Below are 20,213 nucleotides of genomic sequence, written 5' to 3' on the forward strand. Positions count from 1 at the left end.
TTGTGGAATAATTTTATCTGTTATTTTGCTAACCATATCTGCTGATACTTCAATTCCATAGAGATCCTTTACCTGGTCATGAATATCCCTAGTTGACATTCCTCTTGCATAAAGGGATATTATTTGTTCTTCTATACCTGATATATCCCTTGTATGTTTTGGAACTACTACTGGTTCAAATTCGCCATTTCTATCTCTTGGTATATCTAACTCAATTTCTCCAAAACGAGTGCTTACAGTCTTTTTCGTAGTACCATTTCTACGATTATCTGTATTTTTGTTCTTTTTATCTCCTTTTACATATCCTAATTCTACCTCTAATTCTGCCTCTAACATCTCTTGTAGTGCATCTTTAAACATTTCTTTAAGATATGTGTGGAGATCATTTACTGTTTTTAAATCTCCATCTACTATCATATTTCTTAAAACTTCCTTTGGTAAAGTTGCCATAAAAAATTCTCCTTTCTAGTTTTGGTCTTATTTAGATTCTTGCCAGAAAAGAGAATTTTATTTCCTAAAAGCACAAATTATTTTACACTACCTGAAAATTAGCTTAATATCCTCCCTAATACAATCCCATTTACACTAGCCTGCATTAATCCTCTTGTAATCCCAGCTCCATCTCCACCAACGTATAGACCAGGAATATTGGTTTTAAATTCTTTATTGGTTATTACCCTATTGGAATAGAACTTTACTTCTACACCGTAAAGTAAGGTTTCATCACTAGCTAAACCGGGAGATACATTATCTAAAGCTATTAACATATCATCAATACTCTTCATAATCCTATAGGGCAGTACAAGGCTTAAATCTCCTGGCACTGCATCTTTAAGGGTAGGGATTATATTATTTCTATATAGCCTTTCTTCCGTGGTCCTTCTACCTCGTTTATAATCTCCATATCTTTGGACTAACACTTTGTTACCAGAAAGCATATTACCTAGTTTGGCAATATGCATACCATATTCTATTGGAGAATTGAAAGGTTTAGTAAAATGCTTTGTTACTAGTAAGGCAAAGTTAGTATTATCAGTTTTCAACTCATCTGATTTATAGCTATGACCATTGACTACGGCTAAATTTCCATCATAATATTCGGTAGAAACCTCTCCAGCAGGATTGGAACAAAATGTTCTTACCTTATCATCAAAAGTTGGTGCGTAATATATGAGTTTGCTTTCATACATGGCTTCATTTATCTCTTCCATTATTTCATTCCTAGTTTCCACCCTTACACCTATATCTACATCTCCTGTTTCAGTAGCAATATCATGTTTAATGCAAAGATTTCTTAGCCAATCTGAACCTTCTCTACCAACGGATATAACTATTTTATTGGAATAATATTCTCTATCTGCTATAATCCCTTTAATGTTTCTATTTTTATCAAGTATAATATCCTTTACTGGGTTTTTAAAACTTAAATCTATACCAATTTCCATTAAATATTTCTCTATTCTATTATAAATAGCATAACCCTCTTCTGTTCCCATATGCCTTATAGGACATTCCACCAATTTTAAATTGCTCCTAATAGCTTTTTTCCTTATTTCTTGAATTCCATCCTTATTATCAATACCATAAATTTTTTCATCTGCGCCAAAATCCAGGTATATCTTATCTACATAATTTATTAGCTTTTGAGTCTCTTCATATCCTAAATATTTAGGTAGATTTCCTCCTACATCTGGGGATAGGGACAATTTACCATCTGAATAGGCACCTGCTCCTGCAAAACCTGTAGTAATATTACAAGGTTTACAATTAACGCATATTCCTGTTTTGCGCTTAGGACAAATTCGTTTATCCATAGAGTTGCCTTTTTCTAGGATTAAAATTTTCTTGTTAGGATTTAATTTTTTGAGTTCCAATGCTGTAAATATGCCGCATGGACCAGCCCCAACTATTATAACATCATAATCCATTATTACCCTCCTTAAGGCTTAATTTTCAACCATTGTATATGATACACTATTTTTAATAAAAAAGCTACCGAATTTACGTTGTTTATTCAAGTAAAGAATCTTCTAATAAATTCATTTTTAATATCTTTATTGTGTTTCTATCAAAATTGATTATCCCTTCATTTCTCATTCTGATTAGTTCTCGAGATAGAGAAGGTCTTGGAATATTTAATAGTTCAGCCATCTTTTTTCTTGTATAGGGGAAGGTTAAAATAATATTATTCTGTTTTTTATATTCGGATAATAAGAAGTTTGAGATTTTTTTCCTAAGACTATCTTGAGATAAATTGGATATTCTTTCGTTAAGCATCAATATTCTATCGGATAAAACTGAAACGAAATTAATTAGTATTTTAGAATTTAATATTGAAAGATTTATTATTTCAGTTTTCTCTATATACATTATTTTAGAAGGTTCAATAGCGGTTATAGTGGCAGGGTAAGTATGCCTATCTGAAAACACAAGGGATTCCCCAAATATATTTCCCTCTTTAAAATTATTAATGGTGGTAATTTGCCCAGAGGGAAATATTTTTTGAATTTCCACTTTTCCTTTTAAAATAACACCAAGGCTATGACAATCATCACCCTCTATAGCTATTACTTCATCTTTGTCGTATTCTATAATTTGATGAGGTGTTTTTTCTAATATACGGATAAGTTCTTTTTCCTTTACATTTTTAAATAAAACACATTTTGATAATTGTTCTAAATAATTTATCATCATCTATATCCTCCATAACTATCAGATCCTATATATTATCCATTTTAATATATTGAACAATTTCTAGCAACAGATTCTATTTAAGTAATCAATAACTAGGCCAGTAATTGAAAAAAATATAATAAATTTATTAAAAAAGTGAATATTTTATTAAAAATGGGTAAATAGACTTATAAATGACTTTTATAGATAATTTTATTTCGATTAATTTATCATCTCCGCAGGTGACTTTCATTATATTAAATTCACCTGTGGAGGTATTTGAAGAATGGATCAGGCTGGAGTGATTAGTAATGACGTAAGCAAAATAGTAAATCATGGTAGATAAATCAAATAGAAGTAATTATTAATTATCATATTGAGTATATACTTGGCTATAAAGGCATATGCCTAAAATATTATGCAAGGAGCTTGAATATGAATAAAATACTATTGATTAATAGGTTAGACCCACAAGACTATTCTGATGAAAAACAAAAGATTTTTTTTATGATTGGGGGTATGAATGTACCTGATACTGAAAATAGGTTAATAGATGTAATTCGCCAATCCAATATAGTAGAACCTGATGATATGGTGTTAAAGTATAATGGGATCGAACTAAATATTAGTATCCAACAAATACCTGCTGTGGTAAAATTATTAAGCAAGGAAAATTTTGCCATATATGAAATATATCAACCCTATAATCCAGAAGGATAGAAAAATTAGAAAGCTCCCTTTTTATAATCTTATGAGGTTACATATATGTACATAATCCATGGAAGACTAAAAATCTCCCCTAATATGAGCTAGACCTTATAGGTATCAAAAAGGCTTCCTTAATCTAAAAAACTTTAAAGGGAGCCTTTTTTATTTTTGATATAAAATAATTCATAAAGTTTTAATTATTTTATATCAGCATATAAATAGTAAATAGGGGGGATGAGAAGATGAGTAAGAGATTAAAAACTATTCTTCTACTGTTCATTTTAGTATTGGTAGTAATAATAATAGGGAATTATATTCATCTTTTTTTAACTAAAAGAGATATTAATTATCCGAACAAGGATACCTATTCAAAAATAGATAAGAATAACCTGTCTATATTAATTGAGGTAGATAAAAAACAACTTTCAATTATAGACTTGTCCTCAAATAAAATAATAAAAAACTATGTAGTTGCCACTGGGAAACCTGGCACGCCTACACCCTTAGGAACTTTTAAAATAATTGAGAAGGCTAGATGGGGTGGTGGTTTTGGCTCAAGGTGGATGGGATTAGATGTACCTTGGGGAAAATATGGAATACATGGGACTAACAAGCCTGGTTCCATAGGTTTCAATGCTTCAGCAGGCTGTATAAGGATGAGAAATAAGGATGTAGAAGAACTTTATAGCATTGTAGATTATAATACGATTGTAGCTATAATAAATGGAGATTATGGACCTTTTTCTCATGGTTTTAGAAATTTAAGACCAGGGGATAGAGGTGCAGATGTAATGGAAGTGCAGAAAAGACTAAAGATGAAAGGATATTACACAGGAGCCCTAGACGGAATATATGGCGAAGGGATGAAATATTCTTTAATACAATATTTAAAGAACAATGATCTTCCATTAACCGACATAATAGGGCATCAGATCTATGAAAAACTTGGTATAATTCTTATGGATTAATAGTTTATTGTGATTAATATTACAAACTTTGGATATATATAATACATAAGGTTAAAAATTAAATATTTGTTGACTGTAGGAGGTTAGAAAATGGCATCTGAAAAATTATTAAAAGAACTAAACGACCAATTCAACTTTGAGCTTTTATCTGGGTACTATTATATGGCTATGGCAGCCTATTGTACCGGCGAAGATTACAATGGCTTTGCGAATTTTTTCATAGTTCAAGCTCAGGAAGAATATACTCATGCTATGAAATTCTTTGATTTTATTAATGACATGGGTGGAAGGGTTACTACATTAGCAATGGAAGAACCAAAAAATGACTATAGTTCCTTAGTAGAAGTTTTTGAAGTAGCCTTATCCCATGAAAAATTGGTAACAAGCAAGATTAACAAATTATTAGATTTAGCTAATGAAGAGAATAGCTATCCAACTGTAAGTTTTTTACAATGGTTTGTTGATGAACAATTAGAAGAAGAAAATAGTATGGAGACAATTTTAACTAAATTAAAACGTATAGATGGAAATTTTGCTGGAATCTATATGCTGGACAAGGAATTAGGGCAAAGAACTTTATGATAAAACCTATGAAGTCAAAAGACAGGTCTAAGACCTGTCTTTTGTAATTTATCTAGTAGTAGTTCCTCCACCCATACTTTGTTGTGCCATATGAACTAATCTTTTTGTCATATATCCACCAACATATCCATTTTGCCTAGATGGTAGATTACCTTTATCTATTGAATTGTAGTTTGACATACCAAGTTCAGAAGCAATTTCTAATTTCATTTGATCTAATGCTTGTCGTGCTTCAGGTACTAGAATCCTATTTGATCCAGTGTTATTAGTTGCCATTCTATTCACTCCCTTCGTAGGTAATTAATTTTTGTATATTTAATATGAATTTGTATTAGTATTATGTGTAGAAAGAGAAAAGATAAACCATGTAAATTTATGTATCTATGGATTGAATATCTAATTTATCCATAAAAAGAAATTTTATAAAATTTATATTTGTAATTTTTATTTTTAAATTGAAATATATAAGGATATTGATTGGTATAAAATTCTCCAATTTTTATTACGAATAGGAAAGTTCTCACTTGTAAAATATTAATTAAAAGAACCTTTAGTAAATGAGTTTCAAAAAAAGTCTTTCTTAATAATACTTCCATAGAAGCCTTTTTTTATTTGTAACAATTAGGTATATGAAACGTACTATGGTATTAAACAAAAAATATATTTAATAGGAGGTATGAAAGTGAATGGAGATTATTATGAAAGAGGAAAGGAAAAACAATTAGCTAGAGCCTATATACCTTTCCAGATAATGAATCAAGTATTTAGTCCAAGTGAAGCGCTAAAAAAAGGAACAATATTTCCAGAGCTGTATATGCCATACAAAAAAGAAAGAATGAATTTAAATGGAGGTAGGCTTTATGGATAAGGAACAAAAAAGATTATTAAAAGAAATAATGGAAGTGAGTTTTGTACTAGTAGAGACAAACCTTTATCTAGACACCCATCCAAATGATGAGAGGGCCTTAAGGCTTCATAACAGCTATTCTCATAAATATAGTGAATTAAAATCTTTATATGAAGCTAAATATGGCTTATTAACATATACTGGGATGAGTGGTTGCCCTTGGTCTTATATTAACGAACCTTGGCCTTGGGAAATTAATTTTGATATGATTTAGGGGGGAAGATTATGTGGATATATGAAAAAAAATTACAATATCCTGTTAGAGTAGACACTACTAATCCTACCCTAGCAGCTATGATAATAGAACAATTTGGTGGTGCCGATGGCGAATTATCAGCAGGGATTAGATACTTAACCCAGAGATGGACTATGCCTACCAATCAAGCTAAAGGCTTATTAACGGACATAGGCACAGAAGAATTAGCACATTGGGAGATAATAGGAACTTTAGTTTGGAGGTTAGTAAAAGATGCTACAGTAGAACAAATTAAAGGTACCCCTTTTGAAGCCCATTATGTAAATCATGGTAAAAGCCCTTTTCCTCATAATGCTGCAGGATCTCCTTGGACTGCTACATTTATAAACTCAAAGGCTGACCCTGTTGCAGACCTTCATGAGGATATGGCAGCAGAAGAAAAGGCAAGGGCAACCTATGAGTGGTTAATAAATATAAGCGATGATCCAGGAGTAACAGACACTTTAAGATTTTTAAGGGAAAGAGAAATAGTCCATTTCCAAAGATTTGGAGAAGCTCTTATGATAGTACAAGATGAATTAAATAGAAAGAAGTTTTATTAAAGACAGAGAGGTTCCTCTCTGTCTTTAGGTTTAGATTAATTCTAGAAAGTATTAAAAAAATTTCAAGACTTACCCTAGACTTATCAGTTTAAAAAGGATATAATATGGTATATATATTATTGATACATAATATATTGTAAAGGGGGAATACATATGAATGCAATGACAGCAGATAATTTAAGATCAGCTTATGGCGGAGAAAGTCAAGCACATATGAGATACAGAATCTGGGGTGACAAAGCTGAAAAGGATGGTTTCCCAACAGTAGCTAGGCTATTTATGGCAACTTCCGATGCTGAAGAAGTACATGCTACTTTGCATTTTAAAGCTTTAAAAGATGAAAAAGGTTCCTTTTCTGTAACCTCAGGTGGAGGATTTGGCTATGGTTCCACATCGGAAAACCTTCAGGGAGCCATCGATGGAGAACTGTTTGAAGTCGAACAGATGTATCCAGCTTACATAGCTGTTGCTGAAATGCAAAATGAAAAAGCAGCTATTTCGGCCATGAGATATGCAATTGAGGCAGAAAAAGTTCATGCTGAATTATTTACTAAAGCAAAAGAAGCCGTAGATCAAGGCAGAGATTTAGAAGCAGAGACCGTATTATTATGTCCAGTATGTGGGTTCATCAGTTTAACTGGTGAAGAAGATAATTGCCCACTATGTAATGCAAAAAAAGAATTATTTAAAGAATATTAGTAAGGTGCCAGGTGGCACCTTACTTTTTTATGCAAACCTTTTCATCAAGACAAAGTTTTACAATATATTTAAATAATTGGAAATGATTATAAGCATACTAAGTATGTTTAATATAAATATATTATTTTATTTATTAAAAGGTTTAATAAGGAGGAATAAATTATGTATAAAGAAGAAGTTACATTGAAAAATGAGACAGGTCTTCATGCTAGGCCAGCAAGTTTATTTGTAAAGGAGGCTGCTAGATTTACATCCGAAATAACTGTAAAAAAAGACGGTAAAGAATATAACGCAAAGAGCATCATGGGTATATTAAGCATGGGAGCAGGAAAAGGTGATACTATTTTAATACAGGCCGAAGGTAGTGACGCTGAAGAAGCAGTAAAATCTTTGGTAAAATTAGTCAATGACAATTTTAATGAATAGGAGGCATTTCAAATGAAAGCCATAGGAACCTCATCGGGAATTGCCTTAGGCAAAGTATTAGTATATAAAGAACCAGAAATCATAATAGAAAAAAAAGAAGTAGAAGATATAGACCTAGAATTAGAAAGGCTAGATAAGGCTATTGGACAAGGTGTTAAGGAGATTCACGAATTATATGAGGAAACTTTAAGAACAGTAGGAGAAAAGGAAGCTGGAATATTCAATGCCCATAAGATGATGATAGAAGACCCAGAATTTAATGATGGTATAAGAGCTAAAATAAAAGAAGAAAGGGTAAATGTGGAATGGGCAGTTAAAGAAGTAGCAGACCATTATATATCGTTATTTAGCAATATTGAAGATGAATATTTAAAAGAAAGAGCTTTAGATTTAAAGGATGTATCTAAAAGGTTATTAAGGATATTGTCTGGAGTAGAAGGGACAGATTTAAGGTCTATAAAAGAAGAGTCAATTATAGTAGCAGAAGATTTAATACCTTCCGATACAGCCCAAATGAATAAAGAAAAAGCTATAGGTATAGTAACTGAACTAGGTGGTAAAACCTCTCATACATCGATTATGGCTAGAACTTTGGAAATACCAGCAATAGCAGGTGTAAAGGATATAACTCAAATAGCAAAAAATGGGGATTTCATGATAATAGATGGAGGAGAAGGATTAATATTACTAAACCCTTCTGAAGAAGAAATAAAAAAATATGAAAAGAAGAAAAAAGAATATGAAGCATTTAAAATGAAGACAAGGGAAATGAAGGGTAAAGAAAGTATATCCAAAGATGGGATAAAAGTTGAAATAGCTGCCAATATTGGCACCCCTAAGGATGTAGATAAGATTATAGAAAACGATGGTGAAGGTGTAGGATTATATAGAACGGAATTCCTTTACATGGATAGTGACAAACTGCCTACAGAAGAAGAACAATTCGAATCCTACAAAATAGTAGCAGAACGGCTAGAAGGAAAACCAGTTATAATTAGGACTTTAGACGTTGGTGGCGACAAAGATATTCCTTATCTAAACCTTCCAGAGGAAATGAATCCATTTTTAGGCTATAGAGCTATTAGACTATGCTTAGATAGGGTGGATATATTTGAAACTCAATTAAGAGCATTATTAAGAGCTTCAGCCTTTGGGAATATAAAAATCATGTTTCCTATGATATCCAGTATAAAGGAAATAAGGGATGCGAAAAAGATTTTAGAAGAAGTAAAAGAAGAACTGAGGAAGGAAAATATTCCCTTTAATGAAGATATCGAAGTAGGTATAATGGTAGAAATACCATCAGTAGCAGTCCACTCCGATATATTCGCAAAGGAAGTTGATTTTTTCAGTATTGGAACTAATGATTTAATCCAATATACATTAGCAGTAGATAGAGGCAATCAAGACATATCCTATTTATATAATCAATATCATCCAGCTGTACTAAAACTAATAAAAATGACTATAGAAAACGGTCATAAGGCAGGTATATGGGTTGGCATGTGTGGAGAGGCAGCATGAGATGAAAAATTAATCCCCCTACTATTAGCCATGGGATTAGATGAATTTAGCATGAACCCATCTTCTATATTGAAAGCAAGATATATAATCAATAATATATCTAAAAAGGAAATAGAGCCAATGTTAGATGAAATATTGAGCTTACCTACAGCAGAAGATGTGGAGAAATTTATAGATGAAAATATAATAAGTTAGATTTTAAAACCTATGTTTGCATTTATGCGAACATAGGTTTTATTATTAGAAACTTTTCTTTTTTTCCGATTTTAGGATTAAAATTTAGTTCTTTACCAATAATATAATTAACTATATTATTGGAGGCGATATTTTGAATATTAGATTATTTGTTATAGCTATAACACCAGCAATAGCTATAATATTTGGCATATATCTAAGTGATAGACATGATAGGGAACCGGCAAAGTTATTGATATTGACCTATTTATTAGGTGCTTTGGCAGTAATACCTATATTGATCGTTGAAGAGTTATTATTGAGTTTTAACATTTTCACTGGGGTATTAGAGGCTTTTTATACAGCTTTTATTGTAGCTGGATTTACAGAGGAATATTTTAAAAGGCTAGTTATATTGAAAGTTCCATATAAGACAAAATATTTTAATGAAAAATTAGACGGCATAGTCTATGGAGTATTTTCTGCCATGGGTTTTGCTACTGTGGAAAATATAGTATATGTAGTATATAGATACGCTAACAATCCCCATGTAGGATTATATAGAGGTATTTTTTCCGTTCCCGCTCATGCCGTTTTTGGGATAACTATGGGCTATTATCTATCTCTAGCAAGATTCGATACAGATAATAGAAGAGCTAAAAAAAATATGAGAAGATCCCTTTACATGCCTATGCTCCTTCATGGAACCTTTAATTTCATATTAATGTCTGGAATTCCTCAACTTAGTATATTATTTGTCCCCTATGTTATCTATATATGGTGGATAAACCAACGAAAGTTGAGCAAATTCATCTATGATTCTAGAAGTAGAATTATAGACATTGAAAGGGAAGAATAACCAGGTTGAAAATTCTTTTCATAAATTATAAAATGATAATATAACTTGTGAAATGAGGATATTTATGAAAAGGATTCGTATTATAATATTATTATTAATGTTAGGCCTTTCATCTTTTTTTATTGCCAATCGATTTTTATCCAATCCAATAACTGTAAATGATAGGACAAGCCTAAAAGAAGAAATAGAGCCTTCGGCCCCCTTAGAAGAACCTATACCTATAGAAGAAGAGAAAAAGACCACTACAACCCTATTGGCAGCTGGCGATATAATGTTTCATATGCCCCAAATAAGAGCAGCCTATGATTCCAATAGTAAAACCTATGATTTTAGGGATGTCTTTAAATATGTAAAAAAGCATATTGATTCTGCCGACTTATCCATTGCAAATTTTGAAACGGTTACGGTTGGCAATGAAATGGGTTTCTCCGGTTTTCCCAGGTTTAATTCTCCGGAAGAAACTTTAAAAGCTGTAAAGTATGCGGGGTTTGATATACTTAGTACAGCTAATAACCATGCCCTTGACCAAGGTAAAGAAGGATTACTAAATACTATAAGGGTAATAGAAAAGGAAGGTATGAAAAATATTGGTACCTATGAAGGACCTAATAATGGCATATTGATAGAGGAAATAAATGAAATTAAAATTGCATTTTTATCCTACTCTTATGGTTTCAATGGACTGGATTACACATTATCAGAAGAAGAATTATCCTATATGGTAAATAGAATAGATGAAAACAGGATTAGAGGGGATATAGATAGGGCAAAGGATTTAGAGGCAGATGTAGTAGTAGTGTTTATTCATTGGGGAAATGAATATCAAAAAGAACCTTCTGAATATCAGCTAGAACTAGGAAATAAAATGGTAGAATGGGGTGCCAATATAATACTAGGTAGCCATCCCCATGTGGTGCAAAAATCAGAGATTATCAATTACAGGGGAAAAGATAATTTTATAATATACTCTATGGGAAACTTTCTCTCTAATCAACGAAAAGAGAATATGGATAATAAATATACAGAGGATGGTATAATGGTTAAAATACAATTGGAAAAAAATTTTTCTAAAGGCGAAACGAATATTATTGATATTACCTATATACCAACTTGGGTTAGAAGATATACGGATAATGGATTAAAATATGAAATACTTCCTATTGGAGATTTTCTGGAGTATAAAGAATTATATTCTAAAATAGACGATAAAGAAAAAGAAAGAATAGAAGAATCTTATAATGATACTTTAGACAAAATGATTAAAAATTGACTAAATTCTGAATACACTAATATTTTAAATTGCTGTTTATTTAGTTCAAATTACTATTTATTTGTTATATAATAATAATGAAAAGAAATCATGATAAAGGTGTGGTAACTCTTGCAATCTTTAAAAGAATTATTTTTAAACCTAAGAGTAAGAGATATTATAGATATTTTAATAGTGGCTCTAGCCTTTTACAAACTATTTTTGTTGATTAGAGAAACTAGGGCTGAACAGCTTACTAAAGGTATCCTAGCCCTATTTCTGTTTACAAAGCTGAGCGAGTGGATAGAACTTTATACCGTATATTGGATTTTGGAAAAGGCTATGACTGTAGGAATTTTAGCTCTTATTATAGTTTTTCAACCGGAACTGAGAAGAGCTCTGGAGTATATAGGCAGAAGTAACTTTTTTACCAAATCATTTATAGAAATAAAGGGCGAAAGTTTAAGCGAAGTAGTAGATGAGATTGTAGAAGCTGTAGCCTCCCTTTCTAGACAGAAAATTGGAGCGCTTATAGTTATGGAAAGGGCTACAGGTTTAAGCGAAGTAGTAGAGACAGGAACAAAAATAGATGGTAAAGTTTCTAGTGATCTTCTTATAAATATATTCATCCCTAATACTCCCCTCCATGACGGCGCCGTAATTATAAAAGAAGATATGGTAAAGGCTGCTGGATGTTTCCTGCCATTAACGGAGAATACATCCCTTAGTAAAGATTTAGGTACTAGACATAGGGCAGCCCTTGGTATTTCTGAAAAATCCGATAGTCTGTCCATAGTAGTGTCCGAAGAAACAGGGGCCATTTCCATTGCAGAAAGTGGCAGTTTAGCTAGATATTTAGATACAAAAACCTTAAGGCAAATATTGGTTGATATGTATAAGCCTAAGGATCCGAAACCAACATTTATTACAAAATGGAGGCGAAAATATGAGCAAAGAGAAGGGAAATGATCTAACATTAAAAATCTTTGCTCTAATTATAGCTATCATTTTGTGGAGCTATGTTATGAGTGAAGTAAATCCACCCTTTACAAAAGAATTTAGGAATATAAATGTGGATTTTATAAATGAATCAGCTCTAGAAAGACAAAGATTAGTAGTTATGGAGCCAAAAAATGTGAATATAAAAGTATCTATTTCGGGTAGAAGGTCAGATGTATTACAGGTATCTGAAAAAGATATAATAGCTCAGGTAGATTTAAACGGTTATTCAGAAGGAAATAAGAAAGTGCCCGTTTATGTCCAAGTACCAAGTGATGTAAGAATAGAAGATTATAGTCCTAAAGAAATACTATTTAGGTTTGATAAAATCCTTCGTAAAGACAGTCCGGTAGCTGTTGAAACCCAGGGTAATTTACCTAAGGGATATATATTAGGAACTCCGGAGATAAAACCTCAATCCGTATATATAGAAGGACCAAGGACTTGGATTAATTCTGTTGCAAAAGTTGTAGCTTTTGTAGATGTTACAGACAAAACTGAAGATATTAAAGCAACAGTTCCAATTAGGGTTGTAGATGATGAAGGGAATGATGTAATGGGTATTTCAAAGGAACAAAATGTAGTGGATATATTCATCCCCGTATATCAAAGGAAAAGTGTACCAGTAGAGTTGCAAACGGAAAACCAACTACCAGATAATTATGAAATAGTCGATATAAAGATTAATCCTAGTACTATTGAAATAAAAGGGAAGAAAGAAGATTTAGTAGGAGTAAATTCTATCAGTACTAAGCCTGTAGATATAAATTCCTTAATAGGAAATTGGAATGTACCGATAGAGCTGGAATTACCTGAAGGTGTTAGCCTAGTGGATCCAAATAAAAGGGTTACCATAACATTGAATATTGATGAAAGTGGAACTAGAACTTTTGATTATACTTTGAAAGATGTAGAAATTTTAAACTTGGATACGGAACTCGTTATAGATGAAGATGAGCTGAACAAACCCTTTACAATTACCGTAAAAGGTAGTAGCTCTAGAGTAGACCAATTGTCAAAAGAAGATATAGGCCTGCAATTAGATTTAAAGGATTTGGGAGAAGGAAGCCATAGAGTGAACATAGAGGTCATTGCAGAGGAAGGAATGGAGGTAATAAATATTTTACCCGAAAGCTTTAATATTACACTAACAACAAAGGAATAGGGAGGTAGTTATGGATAGGAAATATGTTTTGGTAATAAATCCTGGTTCAACCTCAACCAAGGTAGCTATCTATCATGGAGAAGTCGAAGTAGAATCACATAAAATAGAGCATAGTAGAGATGAATTAGAAAAATACACTAAGGTTTCAGACCAATATGAGTACAGATTAAACTTAATTCACGCCTGGTTGGAAAAGAAAAATATCCATAGAAAGAGCTTAAAGGCAGTAGTAGGTAGAGGCGGATTATTAAGACCTATTCCAGGAGGTACCTATTTAGTTACAGACAGGATGGTGGAAGACTTGAAATTAGGTGTGGGCGGAGAGCATGCAGCTAATTTAGGGGGTGTTTTAGCTAGAGGCATTGGGGATGAAGAAAATATTAGTTCTTATATAGTGGACCCGGTGTCAGTAGATGAATTTGAAGAAGTAGCAAGAATTTCAGGTTTAAATTTAATAGAAAGAAAATCTTTAATACATGCTTTAAATATTAAGGCTGTAGCCCGTAGGAGAGCTGAGGAACTAAAAAGAGATCTAAAGGATTTAAATTTTATAGTAGCCCATTTGGGAGGGGGCATATCTATAGCCCCCGTACAAGGCGGGTGTATGATGGATGTAAACAATGCTAGTGAGATGGGACCCTTTTCACCAGAGAGGACTGGAAGTTTACCAGTAGGAGATTTAGTAAAAATGTGTTATTCTGGAGAATACAGTTTTGAGGATATGAAGAAAAAAATAAAGGGAAAAGGTGGCCTTATGTCCTATCTAGGTACTGTAGATGCTAGAGAAGTGGAAAATAGGATCATCTTGGGAGATGAGTATGCAAAGCTAATATATGATGCAATGATTTATCAGATAGGAAAGGAAATAGGGGCAGTGGCTACAGTCTTAAAAGGTAAAGTAGACAATATAATATTAACTGGAGGGTTGGCCTACTCCGAATATTTAGCAGAGGGTTTAAAAGAAATGGTATCCTTCATAGCCCACATCATAGTATATCCCGGTGAAGATGAAATGGGTGCTTTAAATAAAGGAGTGTTAAGGGTCATAAGCAATGAGGTAAAGCCAAAAATATATGAAGATGAGGTGATGGTTTAATGATAAAATCCTTTGCAGATTTAATAACTTTAGCCCAAGAAAGAGGGAAAAAGAAACTATCCGTTGCAGTAGCTGAGGACATACAGGTACTAGAAGCTGTTAAAGCTGCAGTAGATTTAAATATAGTTCAACCAATTTTAGTAGGAGACAAGCTAAAAATAGAGGAAATAGGTAAAGAAATAGGCTTAGATTTATCTAAAGTTGAGATAATTGACGAAAAAGATGGAACATTAGCAGCAAGAAAAGCTACTGAATTGGTAAGTAGTAAAAAGGCAGATGTATTGATGAAGGGATTAATAGATACTTCTATTATTATGAAACATGTACTGGATAAGGAAATAGGCCTTAGATGCGGAAAGATAATTAGCCATGTAGCTGTATTTGATGTCAAGACTTACCATAAGATATTTTTTGTAACGGATGCAGCCATGAACATCAGTCCAGATCTAAATCAAAAGAAGGAAATAATAGAAAATTCCGTAGAATTGGCCCATTCCTTGGGAATTGACATTCCTAAAGTAGCAGTAATCGCTGCAAAGGAAAAGGTTTCCACAAAGATGGAGGCCACCGTCCATGCAAAGGAATTGGCTGATATGAATAAGGAAAACCAAATTAAAGGCTGCATAGTTGAAGGGCCTTTTGCTTTGGACAATGCTATCTCAAAAGAAGCCGCTGAACACAAAGGAATACAATCCGACGTGGCCGGAGATGCAGATATATTGCTAATGCCAGATATTGAAGCAGGTAATGTTCTATACAAATCATTAACTTTTTTAGCTGGTTCTAAAAGTGCAGGAATAATATTAGGAGCAAAGGCTCCCATTGTGTTGACTTCAAGGGCAGACAACCAGGAAGCGAAACTACATTCTATTGTATTAGGAGTATTATTAACATCAAAATAGAGGAGGCTAGTAAATGGCAGTAAAGCATAGATTACTTGTAATTAATCCAGGTTCAACATCTACAAAAATTGCAGTTTTTGATGACGAAAATATGATATTTGAAGAAACTTTGAGACATTCCGTTGAAGAATTATCAAAATATGAAAAAATATTTGATCAATATGGGTTTAGGAAAAAAATTATTTTGGAGACTTTAGAAAAAAATCAGATTCCCATTGATTCTCTATCAGGCATTGTTGGGCGGGGCGGATTACTTAAACCTATTGAAGGTGGAACCTATGAAGTAAATGAAAAGATGCTAGAAGATTTAAAAAATGGAGTGCTAGGAGAGCATGCTTCAAATCTTGGTGGTATTATAGCCTATGAAATTAGTCAAACAGCAAATGCTAAAGCTTTTATCGTGGACCCCGTTGTCGTTGATGAATTAACAGACGTAGCTAGAATTTCAGGATTAAGAGAGATAGAGAGAATAAGTATATTCCACCCATTAAATCAGAAGGCAGTGGCAAGAAGACATGCAAGGACGAAGGACTTAAAATATGAGGATATGAACTTGATAGTTGCTCATTTAGGAGGAGGTATTTCGGTAGGTGCTCATCAGAAAGGAAAAGTAATAGATGTTAATAATGCATTGGATGGTGATGGGCCTTTTTCACCAGAGAGATCAGGAGGATTACCCGTTGGAGATTTAATTAAACTCTGTTATTCTGGGAAATACAGTTATGAAGAAATGAAAAATATGATAAAAGGAAAAGGTGGAATGGTTTCATACTTAAATACCAATAATGCATTAGAAGTATGCGAAAGAATAAATTCAGGGGATGAATATGCTAGGCTAATCTATTATGCCATGGCTTATCAAGTTGCTAAGGAAATAGGTAGCTGTGCAGTGGCTTTGAAGGGCAAGGTAGATGGTATATTAATTACTGGTGGTATAGCTCATGATAAGATGTTTACAGGATGGATAGAAGAAAGGGTTAAGTTTATTTCCGATGTATATATTTATCCTGGAGAGGATGAATTGACAGCATTAGCAGAAGGAGGATTAAGGGTTTTAAAAGGAGAAGAAAAAGCTAAAGAATATATTTAGAATTTAGGTGAAAATATGCTAAAGGATAAGAGATTAAGGTTTATCATTGGCCATTATGGTAGTGGAAAGACGGAATTTAGTATTAACTATGCGATAAAATTGGTAAAACAGGATAAAAAGGTTGCTATTGCAGATTTAGATGTGGTTAACCTCTATTTTAGAAGTAGAGAAAAAACTGATCTGTTAGAGAAACTTGGGATAAAAGTTATTGGAAGTTCAATAAAAGGAGCAGCTGTAGATATACCAGCTATTTCTGCTGAAATACTAGCTCCTATGCAAGATGCTTCTTATGAAGCAATTATTGATGTAGGGGGTGACCCTGCTGGGGCAAGAACCCTAGGCATGTACAATAAATATTTTGTCCAGGGTGAATATGATATGTTTTTTGTATTAAACGCCAATAGACCTGAAACTCAAACAGTAGAAAAATCCATAGAATATTTGAGAAAGATTGAAGATACAGCTAGAGCTAAAGTAACGGGTATAGTAAATAATACTCATATGCTAAAGAGTACTACTGTGGAAGATGTATTAAAGGGGCAGGAATTAGCTGAAAAGGTATCCCGAAAAACCAATATTCCAATTAAATATATATCTGCTATAGAAAAGGTTGCAAAAGAATTACCAAAGAATTTAAAAGGTGAAATTTTCCCGATGACTTTATATATGAGGGAAGAGTGGATGGTCTAACAATATGAAACATAAGGAGGGTTATTATGGCCAAAGTGAAAGGAAAAGTAACATTCCAAGAAGACCTTTGCAAAGGATGTGGTTTATGTGTTTCAGTATGTCCTGTAAAAATCATATCCTTAGATAATGACAGAATTAATGCAAAGGGTTATCATCCAGCTGGTATAGTTGAGATGGACAAATGTATTGCTTGTGCTAACTGTGCAACTATGTGTCCAGATTTAGTAATAACTGTGGAAAGGTTAAATAAATAAAATTTTAAGGAGGGTTATTGATGGCTAAAGTTCTCATGAAGGGAAACGAAGCTATAGGGGCTGCTGCTATAAAAGCAGGTTGTAAGTATTTTTTTGGATACCCCATTACACCACAAAGTGAATTACCTGAATATATGGCTAGAGAACTACCAAAGATAGGTGGGATTTTCCTACAAGCAGAATCTGAAATAGCAGCAATCAATATGGTATATGGTGCGGCAGGAGCAGGAGTTAGAGTTATGACTTCCTCATCTAGTCCAGGTATATCATTAAAACAGGAAGGTATATCCTATATTGCAGGAGCAGAATTACCTTGTCTAATAGTCAATATAATGAGGGGTGGACCAGGCCTTGGAAGTATACAACCTTCACAAACCGATTATTTTCAGGCAACAAGAGGTGGAGGAAATGGAGATTATAGGCTCGTAGTATTAGCACCAGCTAATGTCCAAGAATTAGTGGATTTGATAATTGAAGGATTCGATATAGCAGACCAATATAGAAATCCAGTAATGATCTTAGGCGATGGAATGATAGGACAGATGATGGAGCCGGTGGAATTTAAAGAGCCAAAGCAAAGAGAATTACCTGAAAAGGATTGGGCAACTACTGGTACTGGAGGAAATAGGAAGCCAAATATAATAAACTCTTTATATTTAGCTCCAGAGGAATTAGAAGAGCATAATGTTAAACTTCAAGCTAAATATAAAACGATAAAAGAAAATGAAGTAAAAGTTGAATCTTATAATATAGAAGACGCAGATGTAGTTATAGCAGCTTATGGAACCACATCTAGAATTGCAAGAACGGCTATATCCCAATTAGAAAAGGAAGGATATAAAGTAGGACTCATTAGACCTATTACCTTATGGCCTTATCCATATAGTGAATTCGATAAAATAAATCCTAATTGTAAAGGTATATTAACAGTAGAAATGAATACGGGTCAAATGATAGATGACGTAAAAATAGCCGTTAAAGGGAAATATTCAGTATATTTCTATGGTAGAACTGGTGGTATGGTTCCAACACCTAACGAGATTATTGAAAAGGTTAAAGAAGTCTATGGAGGTGAAAAATAATGGCAGTAGTATTTCAAAAGACTAGAGGACTAACAGATGTTTCTACCCACTATTGTCCTGGCTGTACCCATGGTATTATTCATAGATTAGTAGGAGAAGTGTTAGAAGAATTAGGGGTGCTAGACAATGCCATTGGTGTAGCACCAGTAGGCTGCTCAGTCCTTGCTTATAAATATTTTAATTGTGATATGCATGAAGCAGCTCATGGTAGAGCACCAGCTGTAGCTACAGGGATAAAGAGAGTTAGACCAGAGAATTTTGTATTTACCTATCAAGGTGATGGAGACCTAGCTTCTATTGGAACGGCAGAAATAGTTCATGCAGCTCATAGAGGAGAAAAGATATCCACCATATTTGTAAATAATGCAATCTATGGAATGACAGGAGGACAAATGGCGCCTACTACTCTAATAGGGCAAAAAGCTACAACTGCACCTTTAGGAAGAAGTGAAGCTCATTCTGGTAAGCCAATTAAAATGTCAGAACTTTTAGCAACTATAGATGGAGCTAAGTTTGTTGAAAGAGTAACTGTAACTACACCAGGCCATGTAAGAAAAGCTAAAAAGGCTATAAAGGAATGTTTCAAAGTTCAAATAGAAGGAAAAGGCTTTGGAATAGTGGAGGTATTATCTACTTGTCCTACAAATTGGGGGTTAACACCAGAAGAAGCTTTAAGATGGTTAGAAGACAATATGATTCCTTATTATCCTCTAGGAAATTTTAGAAAACCAGAGGAGGTGGAGTAAATGGAAGAAAGAATAACTATTGCAGGATTTGGCGGACAAGGAGTAATGGCAATAGGTCAACTTTTAACCTATGCTGGAATGATAGAAGGGAAACATGTGTCGTGGCTACCCTCCTATGGACCAGAAATGCGTGGAGGTACTGCAAATTGTAGTGTAATTGTATCTAGTGAGCCAGTAGGTTCACCAGTGGTAGTCAATTCGACAACAGCTATAGTTATGAATAAACCGTCCTTAGATAAATTTGAATCTACAGTAAATCCAGAAGGCAGATTGTTTATTAATTCATCTCTAATAGAACAAAAATCGGGAAGAGAAGATATAGAAGTGTATTATATTCCTGCCAACGAAATAGCAGATGAATTAGGCAATATGAGAGTTGCAAATATGGTCATGTTAGGGGCTTATTTGGAAGTTACAAAAATAGTGGATTTAGAATCCATACTTGAAGGTTTTACGAAGGTATTTGGAGAAAATCGAGCCCATTTAATTCCTATAAACAAAGATGCCCTAGAAAGGGGAGCGGAAACTGCAAGAAGACAAGTAAAGGCAATGGTATAAACTAAAACCGATTCTTCCTAGGAAGAATCGGTTTTAGTTTATATTATACATTATGGAAAAAAAT

Annotated in this window: 24 protein-coding genes and 1 pseudogene; 21 read left to right on the forward strand and 4 right to left on the reverse strand. The window is 33.2% G+C overall.

Annotated features, from left to right (window positions below; translation table 11 throughout):
* From CUL_RS16355 to CUL_RS0100365, 3 genes are all read right to left on the reverse strand, one after another.
* On the reverse strand, positions 1 to 450 hold a 450-nt coding region (locus tag CUL_RS16355; protein WP_025640197.1), incomplete at its 3' end, for an IS256 family transposase.
* Between the two features lie 98 nt (positions 451 to 548).
* Positions 549 to 1,928, reverse strand: a complete 1,380-nt coding sequence (locus CUL_RS0100360; RefSeq protein ID WP_005583241.1) for an NAD(P)/FAD-dependent oxidoreductase — start codon at positions 1,926 to 1,928, stop codon at positions 549 to 551.
* Positions 1,929 to 2,010: 82 nt separating this feature from the next.
* Complete coding sequence (locus tag CUL_RS0100365; RefSeq protein ID WP_005583243.1) at positions 2,011 to 2,694, reverse strand: Crp/Fnr family transcriptional regulator; 684 nt, start codon at positions 2,692 to 2,694, stop codon at positions 2,011 to 2,013.
* Positions 2,695 to 3,108: 414 nt separating this feature from the next.
* On the opposite strand from CUL_RS0100365, the gene CUL_RS0100370 reads away from it, so the two are divergent.
* The 3 genes from CUL_RS0100370 to CUL_RS0100380 all read left to right on the forward strand — a co-directional run bounded on the left by CUL_RS0100370 (position 3,109) and on the right by CUL_RS0100380 (position 4,931).
* A complete protein-coding gene (locus CUL_RS0100370) occupies positions 3,109 to 3,393 on the forward strand; it encodes a hypothetical protein (RefSeq protein ID WP_005583244.1) in 285 nt (94 codons plus the stop codon).
* Between the two features lie 230 nt (positions 3,394 to 3,623).
* The gene (locus CUL_RS0100375) at positions 3,624 to 4,349 is read left to right on the forward strand and encodes a L,D-transpeptidase family protein (RefSeq protein WP_005583245.1); all 726 of its coding nucleotides are present in this window, start codon (positions 3,624 to 3,626) and stop codon (positions 4,347 to 4,349) included.
* 90 nt (positions 4,350 to 4,439) lie between these two features.
* Positions 4,440 to 4,931: a ferritin gene (locus tag CUL_RS0100380; protein ID WP_005583246.1), complete on the forward strand. Its 492-nt coding sequence runs from the start codon at positions 4,440 to 4,442 to the stop codon at positions 4,929 to 4,931.
* A 48-nt stretch (positions 4,932 to 4,979) separates the two neighbouring features.
* On the opposite strand, the gene CUL_RS0100385 is transcribed toward CUL_RS0100380, so the two are convergent.
* Positions 4,980 to 5,207, reverse strand: coding sequence for an alpha/beta-type small acid-soluble spore protein (locus CUL_RS0100385; protein WP_005583247.1), 228 nt, complete (start codon positions 5,205 to 5,207; stop codon positions 4,980 to 4,982).
* A gap of 400 nt (positions 5,208 to 5,607) precedes the next feature.
* Here CUL_RS0100385 and CUL_RS0100390 point away from each other — a divergent pair, with 400 nt between their 5' ends.
* The 18 genes and pseudogenes from CUL_RS0100390 to CUL_RS0100475 all read left to right on the forward strand — a co-directional run bounded on the left by CUL_RS0100390 (position 5,608) and on the right by CUL_RS0100475 (position 20,149).
* Positions 5,608 to 5,799, forward strand: coding sequence for a spore coat associated protein CotJA (locus CUL_RS0100390; protein ID WP_025640199.1), 192 nt, complete (start codon positions 5,608 to 5,610; stop codon positions 5,797 to 5,799).
* A complete protein-coding gene (locus CUL_RS0100395) occupies positions 5,792 to 6,052 on the forward strand; it encodes a spore coat protein CotJB (RefSeq protein ID WP_005583250.1) in 261 nt (86 codons plus the stop codon). The genes CUL_RS0100390 and CUL_RS0100395 overlap by 8 nt, the downstream gene beginning before the upstream one ends.
* A gap of 11 nt (positions 6,053 to 6,063) precedes the next feature.
* Positions 6,064 to 6,636, forward strand: a complete 573-nt coding sequence (locus tag CUL_RS0100400; protein WP_005583251.1) for a manganese catalase family protein — start codon at positions 6,064 to 6,066, stop codon at positions 6,634 to 6,636.
* A gap of 153 nt (positions 6,637 to 6,789) precedes the next feature.
* Complete coding sequence (locus CUL_RS0100405; protein ID WP_005583253.1) at positions 6,790 to 7,335, forward strand: rubrerythrin family protein; 546 nt, start codon at positions 6,790 to 6,792, stop codon at positions 7,333 to 7,335.
* Positions 7,336 to 7,497: 162 nt separating this feature from the next.
* Complete coding sequence (locus CUL_RS0100410) at positions 7,498 to 7,761, forward strand: HPr family phosphocarrier protein (protein ID WP_005583254.1); 264 nt, start codon at positions 7,498 to 7,500, stop codon at positions 7,759 to 7,761.
* A gap of 12 nt (positions 7,762 to 7,773) precedes the next feature.
* Positions 7,774 to 9,480, forward strand: a pseudogene (gene ptsP / locus CUL_RS16365) (phosphoenolpyruvate--protein phosphotransferase).
* Between the two features lie 133 nt (positions 9,481 to 9,613).
* On the forward strand, positions 9,614 to 10,318 hold the full coding sequence (locus tag CUL_RS0100420; RefSeq protein ID WP_005583256.1) for a PrsW family intramembrane metalloprotease: 705 nt from the start codon (positions 9,614 to 9,616) through the stop codon (positions 10,316 to 10,318).
* 64 nt (positions 10,319 to 10,382) lie between these two features.
* Positions 10,383 to 11,588 carry a CapA family protein gene (locus tag CUL_RS0100425; RefSeq protein ID WP_025640200.1) on the forward strand — a complete coding sequence of 402 codons (1,206 nt, stop codon included), beginning with the start codon at positions 10,383 to 10,385 and terminating at the stop codon, positions 11,586 to 11,588.
* A gap of 111 nt (positions 11,589 to 11,699) precedes the next feature.
* Positions 11,700 to 12,536 (forward strand): diadenylate cyclase CdaA, encoded by an 837-nt coding sequence (gene cdaA, locus CUL_RS0100430; protein ID WP_005583258.1) that lies wholly within the window; start codon positions 11,700 to 11,702, stop codon positions 12,534 to 12,536.
* Positions 12,514 to 13,731 (forward strand): CdaR family protein, encoded by a 1,218-nt coding sequence (locus CUL_RS0100435; protein WP_005583259.1) that lies wholly within the window; start codon positions 12,514 to 12,516, stop codon positions 13,729 to 13,731. Before cdaA ends, CUL_RS0100435 begins: the two co-directional genes overlap by 23 nt.
* Positions 13,732 to 13,741: 10 nt before the next feature.
* On the forward strand, positions 13,742 to 14,827 hold the full coding sequence (gene buk / locus CUL_RS0100440; RefSeq protein ID WP_025640201.1) for a butyrate kinase: 1,086 nt from the start codon (positions 13,742 to 13,744) through the stop codon (positions 14,825 to 14,827).
* Positions 14,827 to 15,729, forward strand: coding sequence for a phosphate butyryltransferase (locus tag CUL_RS0100445; protein ID WP_005583260.1), 903 nt, complete (start codon positions 14,827 to 14,829; stop codon positions 15,727 to 15,729). The genes buk (CUL_RS0100440) and CUL_RS0100445 overlap by 1 nt, the downstream gene beginning before the upstream one ends.
* Positions 15,730 to 15,742: 13 nt before the next feature.
* Complete coding sequence (gene buk / locus CUL_RS0100450; protein ID WP_005583261.1) at positions 15,743 to 16,819, forward strand: butyrate kinase; 1,077 nt, start codon at positions 15,743 to 15,745, stop codon at positions 16,817 to 16,819.
* A gap of 15 nt (positions 16,820 to 16,834) precedes the next feature.
* Positions 16,835 to 17,509 (forward strand): nucleotide-binding protein, encoded by a 675-nt coding sequence (locus CUL_RS0100455; protein ID WP_005583262.1) that lies wholly within the window; start codon positions 16,835 to 16,837, stop codon positions 17,507 to 17,509.
* A gap of 26 nt (positions 17,510 to 17,535) precedes the next feature.
* Complete coding sequence (locus CUL_RS0100460; RefSeq protein ID WP_005583263.1) at positions 17,536 to 17,763, forward strand: 4Fe-4S binding protein; 228 nt, start codon at positions 17,536 to 17,538, stop codon at positions 17,761 to 17,763.
* A gap of 20 nt (positions 17,764 to 17,783) precedes the next feature.
* Positions 17,784 to 18,845, forward strand: coding sequence for a 3-methyl-2-oxobutanoate dehydrogenase subunit VorB (locus CUL_RS0100465; protein ID WP_025640203.1), 1,062 nt, complete (start codon positions 17,784 to 17,786; stop codon positions 18,843 to 18,845).
* The gene (locus CUL_RS0100470) at positions 18,845 to 19,591 is read left to right on the forward strand and encodes a thiamine pyrophosphate-dependent enzyme (RefSeq protein WP_025640204.1); all 747 of its coding nucleotides are present in this window, start codon (positions 18,845 to 18,847) and stop codon (positions 19,589 to 19,591) included. Before CUL_RS0100465 ends, CUL_RS0100470 begins: the two co-directional genes overlap by 1 nt.
* The gene (locus CUL_RS0100475; RefSeq protein WP_005583268.1) at positions 19,592 to 20,149 is read left to right on the forward strand and encodes a 2-oxoacid:ferredoxin oxidoreductase subunit gamma family protein; all 558 of its coding nucleotides are present in this window, start codon (positions 19,592 to 19,594) and stop codon (positions 20,147 to 20,149) included.
* Positions 20,150 to 20,213 lie beyond the last annotated feature (64 nt).

It is taken from the genome of [Clostridium] ultunense DSM 10521, from assembly GCF_000511955.1.
GTDB classification, from domain to species: Bacteria; Bacillota; Clostridia; order Tissierellales; family Tepidimicrobiaceae; genus Schnuerera; species Schnuerera ultunensis.

What these genes read in the sequence shown, in the direction of transcription:
- CUL_RS0100395 (WP_005583250.1), top strand. Translation starts at nt 5,792, where the DNA reads ATGGATAAGGAACAAAAAAGATTATTAAAAGAAATAATGGAAGTGAGT.
- CUL_RS0100360 (WP_005583241.1), bottom strand. Translation starts at nt 1,928, where the DNA reads ATGGATTATGATGTTATAATAGTTGGGGCTGGTCCATGCGGCATATTT.
- buk (WP_005583261.1), top strand. Translation starts at nt 15,743, where the DNA reads ATGGCAGTAAAGCATAGATTACTTGTAATTAATCCAGGTTCAACATCT.
- CUL_RS0100385 (WP_005583247.1), bottom strand. Translation starts at nt 5,207, where the DNA reads ATGGCAACTAATAACACTGGATCAAATAGGATTCTAGTACCTGAAGCA.
- CUL_RS0100445 (WP_005583260.1), top strand. Translation starts at nt 14,827, where the DNA reads ATGATAAAATCCTTTGCAGATTTAATAACTTTAGCCCAAGAAAGAGGG.
- CUL_RS0100380 (WP_005583246.1), top strand. Translation starts at nt 4,440, where the DNA reads ATGGCATCTGAAAAATTATTAAAAGAACTAAACGACCAATTCAACTTT.
- CUL_RS0100375 (WP_005583245.1), top strand. Translation starts at nt 3,624, where the DNA reads ATGAGTAAGAGATTAAAAACTATTCTTCTACTGTTCATTTTAGTATTG.
- CUL_RS0100405 (WP_005583253.1), top strand. Translation starts at nt 6,790, where the DNA reads ATGAATGCAATGACAGCAGATAATTTAAGATCAGCTTATGGCGGAGAA.
- CUL_RS0100400 (WP_005583251.1), top strand. Translation starts at nt 6,064, where the DNA reads ATGTGGATATATGAAAAAAAATTACAATATCCTGTTAGAGTAGACACT.
- CUL_RS0100460 (WP_005583263.1), top strand. Translation starts at nt 17,536, where the DNA reads ATGGCCAAAGTGAAAGGAAAAGTAACATTCCAAGAAGACCTTTGCAAA.
- CUL_RS0100425 (WP_025640200.1), top strand. Translation starts at nt 10,383, where the DNA reads ATGAAAAGGATTCGTATTATAATATTATTATTAATGTTAGGCCTTTCA.
- CUL_RS0100455 (WP_005583262.1), top strand. Translation starts at nt 16,835, where the DNA reads ATGCTAAAGGATAAGAGATTAAGGTTTATCATTGGCCATTATGGTAGT.
- CUL_RS0100465 (WP_025640203.1), top strand. Translation starts at nt 17,784, where the DNA reads ATGGCTAAAGTTCTCATGAAGGGAAACGAAGCTATAGGGGCTGCTGCT.
- CUL_RS0100365 (WP_005583243.1), bottom strand. Translation starts at nt 2,694, where the DNA reads ATGATGATAAATTATTTAGAACAATTATCAAAATGTGTTTTATTTAAA.
- CUL_RS0100390 (WP_025640199.1), top strand. Translation starts at nt 5,608, where the DNA reads ATGAAAGTGAATGGAGATTATTATGAAAGAGGAAAGGAAAAACAATTA.
- CUL_RS0100475 (WP_005583268.1), top strand. Translation starts at nt 19,592, where the DNA reads ATGGAAGAAAGAATAACTATTGCAGGATTTGGCGGACAAGGAGTAATG.
- buk (WP_025640201.1), top strand. Translation starts at nt 13,742, where the DNA reads ATGGATAGGAAATATGTTTTGGTAATAAATCCTGGTTCAACCTCAACC.
- CUL_RS0100410 (WP_005583254.1), top strand. Translation starts at nt 7,498, where the DNA reads ATGTATAAAGAAGAAGTTACATTGAAAAATGAGACAGGTCTTCATGCT.
- CUL_RS0100470 (WP_025640204.1), top strand. Translation starts at nt 18,845, where the DNA reads ATGGCAGTAGTATTTCAAAAGACTAGAGGACTAACAGATGTTTCTACC.
- CUL_RS0100370 (WP_005583244.1), top strand. Translation starts at nt 3,109, where the DNA reads ATGAATAAAATACTATTGATTAATAGGTTAGACCCACAAGACTATTCT.
- CUL_RS0100435 (WP_005583259.1), top strand. Translation starts at nt 12,514, where the DNA reads ATGAGCAAAGAGAAGGGAAATGATCTAACATTAAAAATCTTTGCTCTA.